Origin of the sequence: Kribbella sp. NPDC059898 (assembly GCF_042730855.1) — a bacterium.
Lineage (GTDB): Bacteria > Actinomycetota > Actinomycetes > Propionibacteriales > Kribbellaceae > Kribbella.
Genome location: NZ_JBHWKR010000008.1, coordinates 267,699 through 283,300, shown reverse-complemented (window position 1 = coordinate 283,300; position 15,602 = coordinate 267,699). Strand labels below are relative to the sequence as shown.

At 70.2% G+C, this 15,602-nt stretch carries 15 protein-coding genes; 5 read left to right on the top strand and 10 right to left on the bottom strand.

Annotated elements, in window-relative coordinates:
• Positions 1-5: 5 nt before the first annotated feature.
• Positions 6-965 (bottom strand): conjugal transfer protein, encoded by a 960-nt coding sequence (locus ACFV9C_RS25705; protein ID WP_380197464.1) that lies wholly within the window; start codon positions 963-965, stop codon positions 6-8.
• Between the two features lie 758 nt (positions 966-1,723).
• On the opposite strand from ACFV9C_RS25705, the gene ACFV9C_RS25700 reads away from it, so the two are divergent.
• Both ACFV9C_RS25700 and trxA read left to right on the top strand, forming a co-directional pair.
• Complete coding sequence (locus ACFV9C_RS25700; RefSeq protein ID WP_380197462.1) at positions 1,724-2,599, top strand: aldo/keto reductase; 876 nt, start codon at positions 1,724-1,726, stop codon at positions 2,597-2,599.
• 151 nt (positions 2,600-2,750) lie between these two features.
• Positions 2,751-3,140 carry a thioredoxin gene (gene trxA / locus ACFV9C_RS25695; protein WP_344189728.1) on the top strand — a complete coding sequence of 130 codons (390 nt, stop codon included), beginning with the start codon at positions 2,751-2,753 and terminating at the stop codon, positions 3,138-3,140.
• Positions 3,141-3,147: 7 nt separating this feature from the next.
• On the opposite strand, the gene ACFV9C_RS25690 is transcribed toward trxA, so the two are convergent.
• From ACFV9C_RS25690 to ACFV9C_RS25675, 4 genes are all read right to left on the bottom strand, one after another.
• Positions 3,148-3,894 carry a hypothetical protein gene (locus ACFV9C_RS25690; protein WP_380197459.1) on the bottom strand — a complete coding sequence of 249 codons (747 nt, stop codon included), beginning with the start codon at positions 3,892-3,894 and terminating at the stop codon, positions 3,148-3,150.
• Between the two features lie 68 nt (positions 3,895-3,962).
• Positions 3,963-4,310: a GNAT family N-acetyltransferase gene (locus ACFV9C_RS25685; RefSeq protein ID WP_380197457.1), complete on the bottom strand. Its 348-nt coding sequence runs from the start codon at positions 4,308-4,310 to the stop codon at positions 3,963-3,965.
• 68 nt (positions 4,311-4,378) lie between these two features.
• On the bottom strand, positions 4,379-4,648 hold the full coding sequence (locus tag ACFV9C_RS25680; RefSeq protein WP_380197455.1) for a VOC family protein: 270 nt from the start codon (positions 4,646-4,648) through the stop codon (positions 4,379-4,381).
• Positions 4,649-4,861: 213 nt separating this feature from the next.
• Entirely contained in the window at positions 4,862-6,127 is a 1,266-nt protein-coding gene (locus tag ACFV9C_RS25675; RefSeq protein WP_380197453.1) for an NAD(P)/FAD-dependent oxidoreductase, read from the bottom strand.
• A 102-nt stretch (positions 6,128-6,229) separates the two neighbouring features.
• Between ACFV9C_RS25675 and ACFV9C_RS25670 the strand changes: the two genes are divergently transcribed.
• On the top strand, positions 6,230-7,765 hold the full coding sequence (locus tag ACFV9C_RS25670; RefSeq protein WP_380197451.1) for a helix-turn-helix domain-containing protein: 1,536 nt from the start codon (positions 6,230-6,232) through the stop codon (positions 7,763-7,765).
• Positions 7,766-7,976: 211 nt separating this feature from the next.
• Here ACFV9C_RS25670 and ACFV9C_RS25665 read toward each other — a convergent pair whose 3' ends face one another.
• The 3 genes from ACFV9C_RS25665 to ACFV9C_RS25655 form a co-directional block, all read right to left on the bottom strand.
• Positions 7,977-8,465 carry an NAD(P)/FAD-dependent oxidoreductase gene (locus ACFV9C_RS25665; protein WP_380197449.1) on the bottom strand — a complete coding sequence of 163 codons (489 nt, stop codon included), beginning with the start codon at positions 8,463-8,465 and terminating at the stop codon, positions 7,977-7,979.
• A gap of 615 nt (positions 8,466-9,080) precedes the next feature.
• Positions 9,081-9,593: an isoprenylcysteine carboxyl methyltransferase family protein gene (locus tag ACFV9C_RS25660; protein WP_380197447.1), complete on the bottom strand. Its 513-nt coding sequence runs from the start codon at positions 9,591-9,593 to the stop codon at positions 9,081-9,083.
• Positions 9,593-10,639, bottom strand: a complete 1,047-nt coding sequence (locus tag ACFV9C_RS25655; RefSeq protein ID WP_380197445.1) for a type III polyketide synthase — start codon at positions 10,637-10,639, stop codon at positions 9,593-9,595. The genes ACFV9C_RS25660 and ACFV9C_RS25655 overlap by 1 nt, the downstream gene beginning before the upstream one ends.
• 18 nt (positions 10,640-10,657) lie before the next feature.
• Between ACFV9C_RS25655 and ACFV9C_RS25650 the strand changes: the two genes are divergently transcribed.
• Positions 10,658-11,464: a UbiA family prenyltransferase gene (locus tag ACFV9C_RS25650; protein ID WP_380197443.1), complete on the top strand. Its 807-nt coding sequence runs from the start codon at positions 10,658-10,660 to the stop codon at positions 11,462-11,464.
• A gap of 12 nt (positions 11,465-11,476) precedes the next feature.
• Here ACFV9C_RS25650 and ACFV9C_RS25645 read toward each other — a convergent pair whose 3' ends face one another.
• Positions 11,477-12,346, bottom strand: coding sequence for a LysR substrate-binding domain-containing protein (locus tag ACFV9C_RS25645; RefSeq protein WP_380197441.1), 870 nt, complete (start codon positions 12,344-12,346; stop codon positions 11,477-11,479).
• 124 nt (positions 12,347-12,470) lie between these two features.
• Between ACFV9C_RS25645 and ACFV9C_RS25640 the strand changes: the two genes are divergently transcribed.
• A complete protein-coding gene (locus ACFV9C_RS25640) occupies positions 12,471-13,997 on the top strand; it encodes an MFS transporter (RefSeq protein WP_380197439.1) in 1,527 nt (508 codons plus the stop codon).
• Positions 13,998-14,059: 62 nt separating this feature from the next.
• On the opposite strand, the gene ACFV9C_RS25635 is transcribed toward ACFV9C_RS25640, so the two are convergent.
• Positions 14,060-15,577, bottom strand: a complete 1,518-nt coding sequence (locus ACFV9C_RS25635) for a N,N-dimethylformamidase beta subunit family domain-containing protein (protein ID WP_380197437.1) — start codon at positions 15,575-15,577, stop codon at positions 14,060-14,062.
• Positions 15,578-15,602 lie beyond the last annotated feature (25 nt).

Below are 15,602 nucleotides of genomic sequence, written 5' to 3'. Positions count from 1 at the left end.
TGGATTCATCCGACGGCAGCCACTTGCCATCGCTGTGCTCCGTCCGTGGCGACAGTACGCCTCAGCGTGAGCGTGTACGTCTGGTCCAGCGTGGTATCGCCCACGCCGTTCCAGGTGACGGCGGCGGTCGCCTGCCGCTCGTCGTCGTTGCCGGCGTACACCTGCCAGTCCTTGAGTTCACCGAACTTCACCGCGCCGTTCAGGCTGCGGATGGTCGAGCCGGGCGCGGTCACCGCGGACACCTTGTTGTCCGACTCGGCGTACGCCGCGAAGAAGGCCTCGGCGTCCTTCTCGGTGGCCGAGGTCAGGTCGTCGTCGGGGGCGCCGGCGCCGGGCATGTTGGCCGGCAGCGGCGCGCGCTCGTCCGGTACGAACGTCGGCGGCGCGCTGACCACCACCCGGGCGGACGTCAGCGCGACCGGCACCGACAGCCGGTACCAGACGACCGGTCCGGCGCTGAACGCGTTGCTGCCCTGCCGGTTGAACGTGTGCACCCGGACGCGGACGTCGACGACCGCGGTGATGCCGTTCTGGTCGGCGCTGACCTGGCCCGGGTACGCGACGTCGGCGGTCTGCTTGCCGCGACCGTTCCAGCCGGCCCGGGCGTCCAGCCCGGACGCGAGGTCGAGGCCGACCTGGGCCGGGCGGGCGTCGGGGTTGTTCTCGTCCCAGGTCAGGTAGGCCACGGAGTACCGGGTCGCGACCGCACGAGCCTCGTCGGCCGGGAAGCTGCTCTGCCCGCTGACCACCGTCTGGGGCGTCCGGTTCGGGGCGATCCAGGAGCGGATCCCGCTGATCGCGGCCAGCAGCAGTACGACGACCACGAGGCCGCGGAAGAACCGCCGTGCCCAGGTGGAGAACGACGACTCGGGCTCGGTCGACCACGGGGTCTGTCCGGGTGTCAGGACGTCGCGGGCCGGGGCGCCGGGTGCGGCGTGCGCGCCGTGCGGGGAACGCTGTTTCAAACGTTCGGGCGGACGTGGTCCAGGCTCCGGCGGGGCGCCGTCCGGCGTCCGTCCGCCAGGGCGCCGGGGAGGTGCCATCACGCCACCGTTCGGCGGCGGGGTCTGGTTCTGCGGAGCGGAGTACTGCGCGGCCACCCCCTGCGCCTGGCGAGGGGTAGGGGACACCGGCCCGCCGGGGTGGGCCCACCACTCCGGCGCGGTACTCTGCGGGCGGCCCTTGCCGGGTTTCTTCGTCCGGCGCTGGTCCGACCAGTGCTCACCTTTTGGCGGCAGATTCAGCAACGTTCGCCACCAACTCATCCCTACCCGCCCCTCAGACAGCAGTTACGCGGACAGTAGCCGGGAGGATACGGCAAGCAACCGACCTCCGGGAGACCCGAGACCAGGATCCGGATGGTCCATCGCTCCCCGCAGCCATACTGTTACCCCGCACGCGGGCAGTGTCACCCTCACCCTGGCTCATTCCGGCCAAGCGTGACACCTTCGGTACCGTCGTCATAGCTCCTCTCTCATGCCCGATCGGGTCGCCCGGGCAGCGCACACCATGCCATACGCCGCGGACAGGTTCGAAGATCCGTGCGAACACCATGGTAAAAGAACCGCACCATACGATCACAGATAGTAACCGATCAGGCCACCCAGCTGTGGAAAACTCTCCCGTGGCGAGGGGGTCAAAGCCGGCTGTGGACAACCGCTTGCCGACAGGCTTTCCGGGCATAAGGTCGGCAGTGTTCCCTGCTACCCCCTGGAGGACCAGGATGGAAACTCGCCGGCTGGGCAGACTCGGCCACCAGAGCTCGGTACTCATCTACGGTGCGGCCTCCCTCGGCGGCGTCGACCAGGACCGTGCCGACGCATCGATCCAGGAAGCACTCGACGCCGGTATCAACCACTTCGACGTGGCCGCGGACTACGGCGAGGCCGAGCTCCGGCTCGGCCCCCGGATGCCGGAGATCCGGGACCGGATCTTCCTCGCCACCAAGACCGGGCGACGGACCTTCGAGGAGGCCTGGAGCGAGATCAACCGGTCGCTCGAGCGGCTCCGGACCGACCACGTCGACCTGATCCAGATGCACGCGGTCTGCGATCTGGAGAACCTCGACCTCGTCACCGGCAAGGGCGGCTCGCTGGAGGCGGCGATCCGGGCCAAGGACGAAGGCCTGGTGGGCGCCATCGGCATCACCGGCCACACCGCGCAGGCGCCGTCGGTGCACACCGAGGGGCTGCGGCGGTTCGACTTCGACAGCGTGCTCACCCCGCTGAACTACAAGCTCTCGACGGATCCGCAGTACGCCGCCGACTACGCGGCCCTGGTCGAGGCCGTGCAGGCCTCCGACGCGGCGCTGATGACGATCAAGATGATCGCCCGGCGCGGCTGGGCCGAGGGCGAGCAGAAGTCCTACGACACCTGGTACCGGCCGTTCGACGAGCAGCGCTACATCACCGCCGCGACCGCGTGGCTACTGAACGGGCACCCGGAGATCACCGGCCTGGCGACGGCCGGCGAGACCCGGCTGCTGCGGCAGATGATCGTCGCGGAGCGCGAGCGTTCGGAGCTGACCCCGGAGGCCGCCGCCTCGATTCTCGGCGAGGTGCAGGACTACGCGTCACCCTTCGTGGACATGCCGATCTGACAACGTGGCCCAGGTCACATTCGAGACTCCGCATTCCGGTCAGGTCGTCCGCCGTACGAGATCGGCGTACGGCCTGCTCCCGGGGCGCGGGAACAAGTCGCGGGGCGGTCGGTGTTGACTACGGCGTACTCAACTACTTTCGGAGGTCGTAGTGGCAACGGTCGAGCTGACCCAGGACAACTTCAACGAGGTGGTCGGTGGCGACGGTCTCGTGCTGGTGGATTTCTGGGCCGAGTGGTGTGGCCCGTGCAAGATGTTCGGACCGGTTTTCGAGAAGTCGTCCGAGCAGCACGCGGACATCACCTTCGGCAAGGTCGACACCGAGGCTCAGGGTGAGCTGGCGCAGGCCTTCCAGATCAGTTCCATCCCGACCTTGATGGCAGTTCGCGACGGCGTCGTGCTGTACTCGCAGGCCGGCGCGCTCCCCGCTGCCAGCCTGGAGGACCTCATCGGTCAGCTGCGCGCGGTCGACATGGAAGAGGTCAAGGCGCAGATCGCCGCCCACGAGGCGGAGCACGGCACCGAGCCGCACACGCACTGATCCGGTTTCAGCAGATCCGGGAGTTCGCACCGAGCTCCCGGATCTGCTGTGCCACGGCGACCCGGTCAGGGCCTTCCTGGAGCTGCGGGTTGTGGTCGAGGGCCGCGAGCACCTGGTGGCGCTCGTCGGGCGTGAGCCGCCCCCAGCCGCTCTGCGCGAGCTGGAGCGCGTGGAACTGCTCGTTGCCGGTCAGCGGGCCGTTGATCGCGTCCAGCAGGACCGCCGTGTCGATCAGCGAGCGGTCGCCCTCCATCAGGCCGAGCGCGATCACCCGGACGACCGGTGAGCCGGTCCGGAACAGGCCGGCGACCTCGTCCTTGTCGAACTTCTCCACGGCGGCCGCGTTCGCGACGCGTTGCAGGATCCGGTCGAGGATCTGGCCGCGGAGCGCGGTCAGATCGGACTCGCGCAGTTCGGTGTAGATGGTCGCGTACGCCGAGAGCTCCTGGCGCATGCCGAGCCGCTCGAGGGTGTCGGCGGTCTTCTTCGCGGACGCCGCCATCTGCCGCAGCAGGTCCACCTCGAACTGCCCGAGCCTGAGCGACCGGATCCGGTCGACGATCGACGGCATCACGATCAGCAGCAGCCCGGCCGCGAGGACCGTGACCAGCGCACCCTCGCCGACGCCGGTGAAGATCCCGACGAGGCCGGCGACGAGCAGCGCGGCGCCGAGCACCAGACAGAGGATCCGGCCCGCCACATCCACGACCGGCCGGGCCTTCACCACCCAGGTCGGCGGTTCGGTTCCGTTCATCAGCCAGAGCCTCCGTCCGTCGCCAGGTGCCCCGATCGTGCCCGCCCGCTCCCCCGCTCGGCAACCCGTCAGCCGGTCAGACGCGCATCCGTCGTACGCCGCATCAGCCGCGAGGCGCCGACCTGGTCCGTGAATCCCCAGCGGCGGTAGAACGGCACCAGATCCGGCTGGCACACGAGCTCCAGGCTGCGGACGTCCGCGAGCGCGGGGTGATTGACGACGGCTTCGAGCAGTACGGCGCCGACGCCGACGCCCCAGTGTGACTCGTCGACGATCACGTCCAGGAGCAGGGCGACGTACGTGCGGTCGGTGAGGACCCGGGCGAAGCCGACCAGCTTGCCGTCGTCCAGCACGGCGAAGACCAGATCGGAGTTCGCGAGCAGACGCTCGACGTCGGCCGGAGTACGGTCACTCATCCACCACGCCGTACGCATGAGCTCTGTCAGCTCCGCGACGGGGGCTGCCGAGGTGACGGTGAGCACGGTCACGCGTCGCGGGAGCTGAGGACGCAGAACTCGTTGCCCTCGGGATCGGTCAGGACGGTGAAGGACGCGCTGCCGGGCTGGCCGACGTCGGCGCGGCGGGCGCCCAGGGACTCGAGGCGAGCGATCTCGGCGTCACGGTCCTGGCTGGTGTTCGCGCATTCCTCGGCGGTCGCGTGGATCGTCTTCCAGCTGAGCGCCTCGGCCCACCAGGCCGCTTGCTTGCGTACGTCGTGGCAGTCGACCACGACCGAGTACCACCTGAGCACCATGGGCGGAACGATCGCACAGGGCGCCGACAGAAAGAGAAGAGCGGGCCCTGGGCAGGAGAAAATCGCCAGGGCCCGCTCTTGGGCTGACCGGAGCAGGTGGGTGGCCGGAGGAGGCGCGGGCAGATGAGGCGCTGCCCTGAGGAGGCTCACCGAGGCTGCTCGAGGTGACGGTCAGCGGGAGGGAGGGCCACGTCGTTGGGGCCCCTCCACGTGTCAGCGCAGTGGGTTGAAGGGGCGCAGCTCCTCCGGGGTGCGGCCGGTGGTGATGGTCTCGGCCAGCAGCCGGCCGGTGATCGGGCCGAGGGTGATGCCCCACATGCCGTGGCCGCCGGCGGCGAACACCCGCGGCGACGCGGTCGCGCCGATCAGCGGCAGGCCGTCGGGCGTGCACGGCCGCGGGCCGACCCACTCGAAGGTCCGGGCGTCCAGGTCGGCGTCCCGCAGCAGCGGCCGGGCGGCGTCCACGATCGCGTCGATCCGGCGCGGGTCGAGCTTCGCCTCGGGCTTGCGGAACTCCATCATCCCGGCCACCCGGAGCCGGTCGCCGAGCGGCGTGCAGGCGATCCGCTGGGCCGGGAAGTACACCGGGCCGGCCGGTACGTGCGCCATCGGCACGCTGAAGCTGTACCCGCGGCCCGCCTGGACGACGGTCCGGACACCGAACTGCTTGGCCAGGTCGGTCAGCCATGCGCCGGTCGCCATCACGACCGCGTCGAACGGGTCGGTCTCGCCGTCCGCGGTGACCAGCCGGACGCCGCGGATCTCGTCGACGATGTCCTTTACGACCACGCCGCTGATGATCTGGCCGCCGCGGGCGATCACCGAGTCGGCGAGCAGGTTCACGTACTCGCCCGGGTTGATGAAGCGCTGACCGTGCAGCCGGATCGCGGCGCCGATCGCGTCGGACAGCGAGGGCTCGATCTCGCGGGCGTCGTCGCCGCTGATCGCCTCGAACTCGATGCCCTGGCCGGCGGCGTGGATCTGCTCGATCTCCTCGAGCAGGACCTTGCGCTCCTCGACCGTCCGGTAGGCGGCCAGGAACGACTTGGCCTCGTGGGTCTGGGCCTGCACCCCGGCGTCGGCCAGGAAGTCGAACGCGGCCAGGGACTGCCGGTTGATCGGGACCAGCGCGTCCATCGCGGTCTTCCAGCGTCCGGCGGTGCTGTTGCGAGCGAAGCGGGTGAGGAACTTGAGGAGCCGCGGGCTCGCGGTCGGCGGGACGTACACCGGTGAGGCGGGGCTCAGCACCGCACGGACGCCGTACTTGAGGACCGCCGGTTCCGGCAGCGGCGTGGCCAGGCCGGGGGTCAGCCAGCCGGCGTTGCCCCAGGACGCGCCGGCGGCGACGCCCTCACGGTCGAGCACGGTCACCTCGACGCCGGCCTCCTGGAGGAACCAGGCGGTGGCCAGGCCGACCATGCCCGCGCCGACGACGGCGACGCGATCGGGGACGAGGTGAGTGGAACCAGCTGTGGTCATGTATCGATGGTGCGGCCGCCGCGAGCGTCTGTCATGGTGCGATCACACCATTGCGGAGACGAATGACTGTGCCCATCGCACAATAACCCGCACAATAACCTCATGATCTCCTCGTCCGATCTGATCGTGGCCGTCGGTCCTGCGCTGTTCGAGGTCGTGGTACCCGGCAAGGGCGACAGCGAGGTACGAGACGTGTTCCTGGCCGACCCACAGGAGCCTGCGACCGGTCAGCCCGGCGATCTGGTGCTAGGGCTCGGTCTACGCGACGCAGAGGACGCTGTGGAGCTCGTAGAGCGCTGTGCGGCCGGGAGCGCGTCAGGAGTGGTCCTACGTACGCCGTTGGCGCATGAGCCGTCCGTTGCCGCCGCCGCGGAGCGTGAGGTCATGACACTCGTAGCACTGCAGCCGAGCGTTACCTGGGCGCACGTGGTCTGGCTGCTGCGCGGCGTACTCGACAGGGCCGCTGCACCCGACTCCCCTGTCGCTGGCGATGCCGGCGTACACCAGGAGCTGTTCGCACTGGCGGACGCGGCTGCTGCGATCGTGGACGCGCCTGTGACGATCGAGGACAACCAGTCGCGCGTACTGGCGTACTCGTCTGGGCAGGACTTCACCGACCCGACCCGGGTGTCGACGATTGTCGGCCGGCGGGTGCCTGCGGAGGTCATTGCACACTTCCGGGCCCGAGGCATCTTTCGGCGGCTGGCCAGGTCCAGCGAGCCGTTCCTGGTGCCTGACGGGCCGAACGGGATCCGCCCGCGGCTCGTCGTACCTGTGCGGGCTGGTGGTGAGTGGCTGGGGTCTATCTGGGCTGTTGTGGACGGTCCGGTGAGTGAGGCGGTCACTACCGAGCTCAGCAACGCTGCATCGGTGCTGGCGTTGCACTTGTTGCGGCTGCGCGCACAGGCCGACGTAGCGCGGAGGAGCGCGATCGACCGGCTGCGGACGGTGCTGCGGCAGTTCTCACCCGACAACCCGGTCGACGTACGGCTGCCGCGCCAGCCGTGGCGGGTGGTGGCGCTCGGGTCGCCGGACGGGTACGACGTACCGCAGCAGCTGGACCTGTGGGAGTCGACAGGGCGCCGGCACGGGTGGAGTGAACCGCAGCTGGCTGATCTGGACGGGACCGTGCTGGCGGTTGTCACGGACGCGGACGGGCCTGGCTCATGGAACTGGCTGCAAAAGCTGGTGGTCGAGTCGCCCGGAACGTATGCGGCAGCTGGCGGGCCTGCGCGCGGGCCGGCTGATCTGCCCAGTTCGCGGGCCGAGGCGGTGGAGTTGCTGGGGCTGGTACGGCGTGGGGTCGCGCCGGGGCCGGCGTTGCGGGTGGAGCAGGCGTGGCACGTGCTGACCGTGCATCGGGCGGTGACGTCGCTTGATACCACCAAGATGGATGGTCCGCTGGCGACGTTGCTGCGGCACGACATCGAGCACGACACCGGGTACGTCGAGACGCTGCAGGCGTGGCTGAATTTCCCGGGGCAGCCGCAGCGGGCGGCACGGGAACTGCATCTGCACACGAACACCTTGCGGCACCGGATGAAGCGGATCGGGGAGATCGCGGAGCTGGATCTCTCGGATCCGCGGGAGCGGCTGGCGTTGCAGTTGCAGATTGCCGCCGTACGGACCGAGCACTGAGATCTACGCCACAGGGCCATGTAACAAGGCTTCACATTCCGGCAACTGCTGGGCAACATCCGCCTGACAGAGTCTTCCTTGTCAGCCGGTCCGACCTTTCACCAGGAGGCCGGAAAGGCTGCCCGGTCCGAACCTTTCACCAGGAGGCTCGGCCCACCCGCAGGCCCGGCGATGTCTGAGCGACCGCCGGGCCTGTGGCACGTTCCGTTGCCTAGGACAAGCGGTTGACGATGGTCCGGTAGACGCCGGGGAGACGGGCGGCGGCGGGGACGATGTGCGGGGCGAGCAGCCGCCGGTTGCGGGCCCAGAGCAACGATGCGGTGAGCGCGCGGCACTCCCAGGAGACGCGGCGGTAGGCGGCGTCGTAGTCCTGCGGGCGGTCGGCGCGGACGCAGTCGACCAGTTCGGCCGAGGTGCGGAGGGCTACCGCGATGCCTTCGCCGGTGAGCGCGTCGACGTACCCGGCGGCGTCGCCGACCAGCAGCACACGACCGGCTGTGCGGGTGCGGACACGCTGGCGGAGCGGACCGGCGCCCATCACGGTGCCGGCCGGTTCGGCTGCCTGCAGGCGGCGTTTGAGCTGCGGAAACGCGTCTAGGTGCTCGTCGAAGGTGCCGCGGGCCGAGGTGAGCACGGCTACACCGACCAGGTCGTCCGCTACGGGTGTCACATAGGCCTCGCCCAGACGTGACCAGTACACCTCCACAAGGTCGGTCCAAGGGCGGACCGTGAAGTGCCGGCGCGGGGTGGAAGAGGCGGGCGAGCGAGCTGAGGGAGGCAGCAGAGGCGGGGACGGTGGTGGGGTGCTGGAGGCCGAGGCGGCCGCGCACGGGCGAGCTGAGGCCGAGTTGGCCGTGCATGGGTGAACTGAGGCCGAGTTGCCGGCGGATTGGTGAGTGGAGGCCGTCGGCGGCGGCCAGGTAGCGGGCGGTGAGGCCGGCGGCTGTTACGGAGGTGGTGGTCTGGGTGATGGGACCGACGCGGGACTGGACGACCGGGATGTCGAGGGCGGCCAGGCGGGCGGCCAGGGCCGATTGGAGGGCGGTACGGCGTACTCCGCGGCCGGGGCCGGTGGTGAAGCGCGCGTCGACCGAGTGTGTTTCGTCGAGGTAGCGGATGCCGTGGAACGGGCGGCCGGGGACGTCCACGCCCAGCCGGGTGAGGTACGCGACGGCGCTGTGCGCGACCCCTTCGCCGCAGGCCTTGTCAATCGGAGTACTCCGCGGTTCGACGACGACAACGGACAGCCCCGCGAGAGCCGCGCGGATCGCGGTCGCCGCACCCGCCGGTCCGCAACCGGCCACCAGCAGATCGATCACGGGACCAGGGCGGCTTTGAGGGCTGCCTCTTCGGCGCGGATCCGGACGGCCAGGAGAGGAATGTTGAGCACCGTGAAGACCAGCGCGGTCAACCACGCGGTATGGACAAGCGGCAGCGCGATCCCCTCCGCGACCACCGCCACATAGTTAGGGTGCCGCAGCCAGCGGTACGGGCCGCGGGCAACCAACGTCAAGCCCGGTACGACGATCACGCGGGTGTTCCACTGATGCCCGAGCACCGTGATGCACCACCACCGCAGCCCTTGTGCCAGCAGTACGACGGCGAACATCGTCCACCCGAGCCACGGGACGAACGTACGGTGCGCCGCCTCCACCAGACACGCGGCGAGCAACAACGTGTGCAGGACGACCATGAACGGGTAGTGCCCGCGCCCCGACTCCACCCCGCCCCGGCCGAAGCTCCAGCGGGCGTTCCGCAGCGACACCACGAGCTCCGCCACGCGCTCGGCGGCGACGAGCAGCACCAATCCGACGTACCAGCCGTACATCACCACTCCATCAACACGAGCTCGGAACAGAAACCAGGACCCATCGCCAGCAACATCCCCGGCCCGGACGGCCGCAACCGCATCGTGTCACCCAGCACGTGCAGCACCGAGGACGACGACAGGTTGCCCACCGCATCGAGCGACCTCCATGTCAGCTCCAGCGCCCCCGACGGCAGCTTCAACGTCTCCTCGACCGCTTCGAGAACCTTCGGCCCGCCCGGATGACTCACCCACGTCCCGATGTCCGCGACGCCCAGCCCGTAGTCACCGAGGAACCCGCGAACGTCTCCACCGAGGTAGGTCCGGACCACGTCCGGTACGTCGGCCCCGAGCACGATCCGGAACCCGCCCGCGCCGACGTCCCACCCCATCACCCGCTCCGAGTCCGGGTACAGCCGCGACCGCGTCGCCACCACCGACGGCCCCGACGCCGAAGGATGCTCCGATCCGGTCAGCACCACCGCCGCGGCGCCGTCCCCGAACAACGCCCCGCCGACCAGGTTCGGCAGCGAGGCGTCGTCGCGCTGCAGCGTCAACGAACACAACTCCACCGACAGCAGTACGGCGACGTGCGACGGCCAGGCGGTCAGGTAGTCGTGCAGCCGCGCGATCCCGGCCGCTCCCCCGACGCACCCGAGCCCGAACAACGGCAGCCGCTTCACGTCGTCCCGCATCCCGAGCCGCAACGCCACCCGCGCGTCGATCGACGGCGCCGCCACCCCGGTCACCGTCGTGAACATCAGTACGTCGACATCGTCCAGCGTCAGCCCCGCGTCCTTCACCGCGCCCGCGACCGCCTCCGCGCCGAGGTCGACCGCGGTCGCGATCCACGCGTCGTTCGCGGCGCCGAACCCGTCGAGTGCGGCGTACTCCTCGAGCGGCAGCGCCAGGTGCCGATACGACACGCCCGCGTTCGCGTGCAGCCGGCGGAGCAGCGCCGTACCGTGCCCGTCCGGGAGGCACATCGCGGCGACCGCCTCGGTCAGCGCGGACTGCGGATACCGGTACGGCGGCAGCGCGGGGCGGACCGCTGCGATCCGGGTCATCGTGGCATCGTTACGTCGGTGAGGACCGTACTGAGAGGTCTCGCTCTCGCGTGCCACCCGGGGCCGACCGTCGCCGTCACCGCGCTGGTCACGGCCGTCGCGTGGTCGGCCGGGCGCAGTCCGTCCGGGTGTCTTCTGGTCGCAGCAACGATCCTCACCGGCCACCTCTCGATCGGCTGGAGCAATGACGCGATAGATGCCGCCCGCGACACCATTGTGAACCGCCGGGACAAGCCCGTGGTGCGTGGACTGGTGAGTCGCCGGACGCTGGCGATCGGTGCCGGCGTCATGCTGGTGGTCACCGTCCCCGTCTCTCTCGCGAACGGATTCGCGGCCGGACTGGTTCATCTCGGGTTCGTCGCCTGCGCCTGGGCGTACAACCTCGGCCTCAAGTCGACCGTGGTCTCCTGGCTGCCGTACGCGGTCGCGTTCGGCGGGCTGCCCTCGTTCGTGACGCTCGGCACCGCGCGGGTGTGGGCGCCGTGGTGGGCGACCGCGGCCGGGGCCTTGCTCGGGATCGGTGCCCACCTGGCAAACGTCGTACCGGATCTTGCCGACGATCTCGCGACCGGCGTGCGCGGGTGGCCGCAGCGGCTCGGGCGGTACGCGCGGCTGGTCGCGCCGCTCCCGCTCGCGGCGGCGACCGGGCTGCTGGTGATCGCCCCGGCCGGTGCGATCGGGGTGGTCGGCTGGGTCGCGCTGGCGGTGGTCGCCGTACTGCTCGGCGTCATCGTGGTGTGGCGGAACGCGCCGTTCCTGGTCACGATCGGGATTGCTGCCGTGAGCATCGTTTCGCTGGTACTGCGCGGGCACGCGCTGGTCTGACCTTCAGCGACCCTAGCCGGCGTCGGGTTTCAGGGGGGCGTTGCTGCCGAGGATGGCGGCGGTGAGGGCTTCGGCCGGCTCCTTGGCGGCGCGGGGGTTGGTGATCAGGACCAGGTCGATCGTGGGCAGCTCGGGGAGGCCGGCGCTCGGCGGGGGCTCGACCAGGTCGGCGGGCATCAGCGAGCGGGCGAAGATCGCGATCCCGAGCCCGGCCCGGACCGCCGCGAGTACGCCGTTCACGCCGCGGACGATGCAGGTGATCCGGCAGGTCCGGCCTGCCTGCTCGATCGCCTGGACGCCGAGCGACCGGCTCAGCGACGGCGCCTGGTACGTGACCAGCGGCACCGGGCCGTCCGGCGCGATCCGGGTGCCCGAGATCCCGCCCCAGACGAGCGAGTCCCGGCGTACCAGCCGCCCGTTCGGCTCGTAACCGCCGCCGCCGTGCTTCACATAGGCGAGGTCGAGATGCCCGGACTCGACCCGGCGGAGCAGGTTCGGGCTCTGCGCGACGGTCAGCTCCAGGTCGATCCGCGGGTACAGCTGGCGGAAGTCGCGGAGGATCTTCGGCAGCGGCGTCAGCGCCAGGTCGTCGGTGACGCCGAACCGCAGCCGGCCGCGGAGCTCGGAGCCGGTGAAGTAGCCGGCGGCCTCCTCGTGCGCGGCCAGGATGGTCCGGGCGAACCCGGCCATCGCCTCACCGTCCGCGGTCAGCGTGACAGTGCGGGTGTCACGGACGAACAGCGGCCGCCCGACCGCCGTCTCGAGCTTGCGGACATGCTGGCTGACCGTCGGCTGCCGGATCCCCAGCCGCTCCGCCGCCTGAGTGAAGCTGAGCGACTGCGCGACCGCGAGGAACGTCCGGAGCTGGTCCGGGTCGTACATCGATGCACCTCCCATTACGTCACGCAATAAGACTAATAGGAGTAATTCGTTGGGGGAATCCAGCGTCCACCCCTGAGGATGGAAGGGTCCTCCCCTGACCAGTCCAATCGCGTAGGGATCGCTCTTGACCTCCCGGGCCACCGGTACTGTCCCGTCCACCGACTTCCACCTCCACCGCCCCACCGACTCGACCAAGCTCCGGGAGACGCAGGCGCGCCGCCCCGGTTTCAAGGACACCTTCAGCGCGCTGCGGGTCCGCAACTTCCGCCTCCTGGTCAGCGGGCTGCTGGTCAGCTCCACCGGCGGCTGGATCCAGCGCATCGCCCAGGACTGGCTGGTGCTCACGCTCACCGGCAGCGCCACCGCGGTCGGCATCACGACCGCCCTGCAGTTCCTCCCGACCCTGGTGCTCGGGCTGTACGGCGGGGTGATCGCGGATCGCTTCCCGAAGCGGAAGATCCTGCTGGTCACGCAGATCACGATGGGGACCTGTGCCGGCATCCTCGCGCTGACCGCCTTCACCGGCAGCGTCCAGGTCTGGCACGTCTACACGATGGCGTTCGTGCTCGGCCTCGCGACCGCTGTCGACAATCCCACCAGGCAGTCGTTCGTCACCGAGCTCGTCCCGCGGGACACGGTCCGGAACGCGATCAGCATGGTGTCGTCGACGTTCCAGCTCGGCAGCCTGATCGGCCCGGCGCTGGGCGGCGTACTGCTCGGCACGATCGGGGCCGGGTGGGCGTTCGCGCTGAACGGGCTGACGTTCTTCGCGTCGATCAGCGCGCTGCTGCGGATGCGGGAGCGCGAGATGCCCGGGTTCCACGCGGCGCGGAAGGCGAGCGCCGGGCTGCGGATCCGGGACGGGTTGCGGGACGGCGTGCGGTACGCGTTCCACGAGCCGGCGGTGCGGTGGGCGATCGCGCTGGTCGGGATCTACGGGATGTTCACGATCAGTTTGCCGGTGACGCTGACGGCGTTCGCCGACCGGGTGTTCCACACGGGGGCTTCGGGGTACGGCGTACTGAACTCGGTGGTCGCGTTCGGGGCACTCGCCGGGGCGTTGCTCTCGGCGCGTCGGGTGCGGCCGACGCGGCTGCGGAACCTGATCGGCATCGCCTGCCTGCTGACGGTCACCGAGGTACTGGCGGCGATCCAGCCGTCGCTGTGGACGTTCATCCCGGTGCTCGCGTCGATGGGGATGGCGACGCTGATGTTCCTCACGGCGGCGCAGTCGATGGTCCAGCTGACCACACCGGACGGGCTGCGCGGGCGGGTGTCGGGGATCTACAACCTGGTCTTCATCGGCGGCGGCGCGATCGGCGGGCCGACCGTCGGGTTCCTGGCGCAGCACTTCGGGGCCCGCTCGGCGCTGCTGCTCGCCGGTCTGGTGCCGGCGATCGCCACCGTCGCCATCGGCCTACGACTCCGCCGCGACGGCCAGTTCCGCCTGGTCCTGGTCCGCACCCGCTCCCCGTGGCACCAGGTTCCCCTCCGCCTCAACCTCCAGCAGACCGAGATCCAGCTATCGGCCCCCAAGAACACCCCACTGCCCCGCACCTCGCGCCCGTTCGTCCTGGGCCGCCGTCAGCACGCCCGCACCGACTCCCACCTCCGCCCGACGCGCCCCCGCCGCCGCCCGCAGCACCACTAGAAACTCCTGGGGCGGAGCTGAGTGACTGCCTTCCACGGCTCGGCTCCGCCCCAGGCCCGCGGTTAGCCGACCGTGCCTCCGGAGCCTGTGGAGGTGGAGGACGAGGCACCGAGCGTCGCGAGGTCGCCGACGGCGGGGTGGGTTCGGCCGAGCGGGCCGGCTGCCATGCCGCCGAGGAGGTTCAGGGTGAGTTTGCGGGCGAACGTGACCTCTCGCATCGTCAGGGCGTGTTTGGAGTTCGGGCCGTGCAGGGACGGGACCCAGTTCATCGAGCCGGTGTCGAACACGCCGGCGCCCGACGCGACCGTGTAGTACGTCGCGTCGGAGAACGTGTGGATCGTCGGCCCGCAGGACACCGGCGAATGCGCGACCACCTGCAGGTTCTTCGGCGTGCCGGGGATCGGGTAGGCCCGGTCCACCTCGGTCGCGACCAGGCCGGGGTACGTCGAACCCTTCGTCGCGCCGGTCCCGGCGTACAGGAAGAAGCCGGGGTCCCGCACCGTGAACGACCCCACGGCCGGGAAGCACTCGTAGAGCAACCCAGTCAGCGAGTTCTCCGGCCGCGGATTCGGCTTGCTCCGCCACTTCGCCGTCGTGTCCGGCCGGTTCTTCAACGGATCCAGGGTGGCGTCCTTGTACCCGACCACCACCCGATCGTTGCTCTCGTACCGCACCCGCCAATACACCGCGTTCGCCCCGAGGAAGGCGAGATTCGTCCCGGCGTCCCGCGCCTTCGTGACGGCGTCCCGCATCGCCACGGTCCAGTACTCGTCGTGCCCGAGCGACACCATCCCGCGCGCCCCCGCGAGCGCGTTCGGATCGGTCGCCAGGTCGACGCTCGTCAGATACGCGAGCCGTACGCCGCTCTGCTCCGCCAGCTGGATCAACGGCAGCTCCGACTGCACCAGCGTCTTCGCGCCGTTCCCCTCGTACGGCCGGTCGAACGTGACCCGGTGCGCCCGCGACCCGAACGAGTTGTCCGGCCCGTTGTAGAGCGAGTACCCGCCCCACGCGTTGTACGCCTCGTAGGTGTTCACCGCGTTCACGATCACGACCGCGTCCCGCGTCGACTCCGAGCGGACCGTGATCGGCACGTACTTCTCCTTGCCGTTCGCCGCCCTGAGCAACAACAGGTACGCACCCGCCGGCCACCCGGTCGTTGGTACGGTCAACGAAGGCGTCCACTTCGTACTGACCAGGTGGTCGGACGGCCGTACGGTCGGCGCGGGCTGCGCGTGCCCCGGGACGGACGGCGAGGTCCAGACCAGTCGCCCGCCGGTCCCGCCGTACCACCCGATCCGGAAGGCGCGCACGGTGAACGCGCCGGCCGTCGACGTCACGAACAGCCGGAAGGACTGCCCGCTGTGGACCCGCGCCTGGTCGGCGTACCCGGCCAGCTCCATCGGCCCGGCGATCCGCGCGGTGTCGATCTTCCAGGCCGTCGTCCCGGCCTTGGAGTTCTCCGCCACCACGTTGGGCGCCGCGGAAGGTGCGGCAGTAGAAGGTTGCGCTTTGGTCGGAGGTGCGGCCGTTGGCTTGGCCGAGGACTTGCATCCGGCGGCCAGGACTACTACCGCCACGCCCAGAACCAGCCCCCGTCGTACT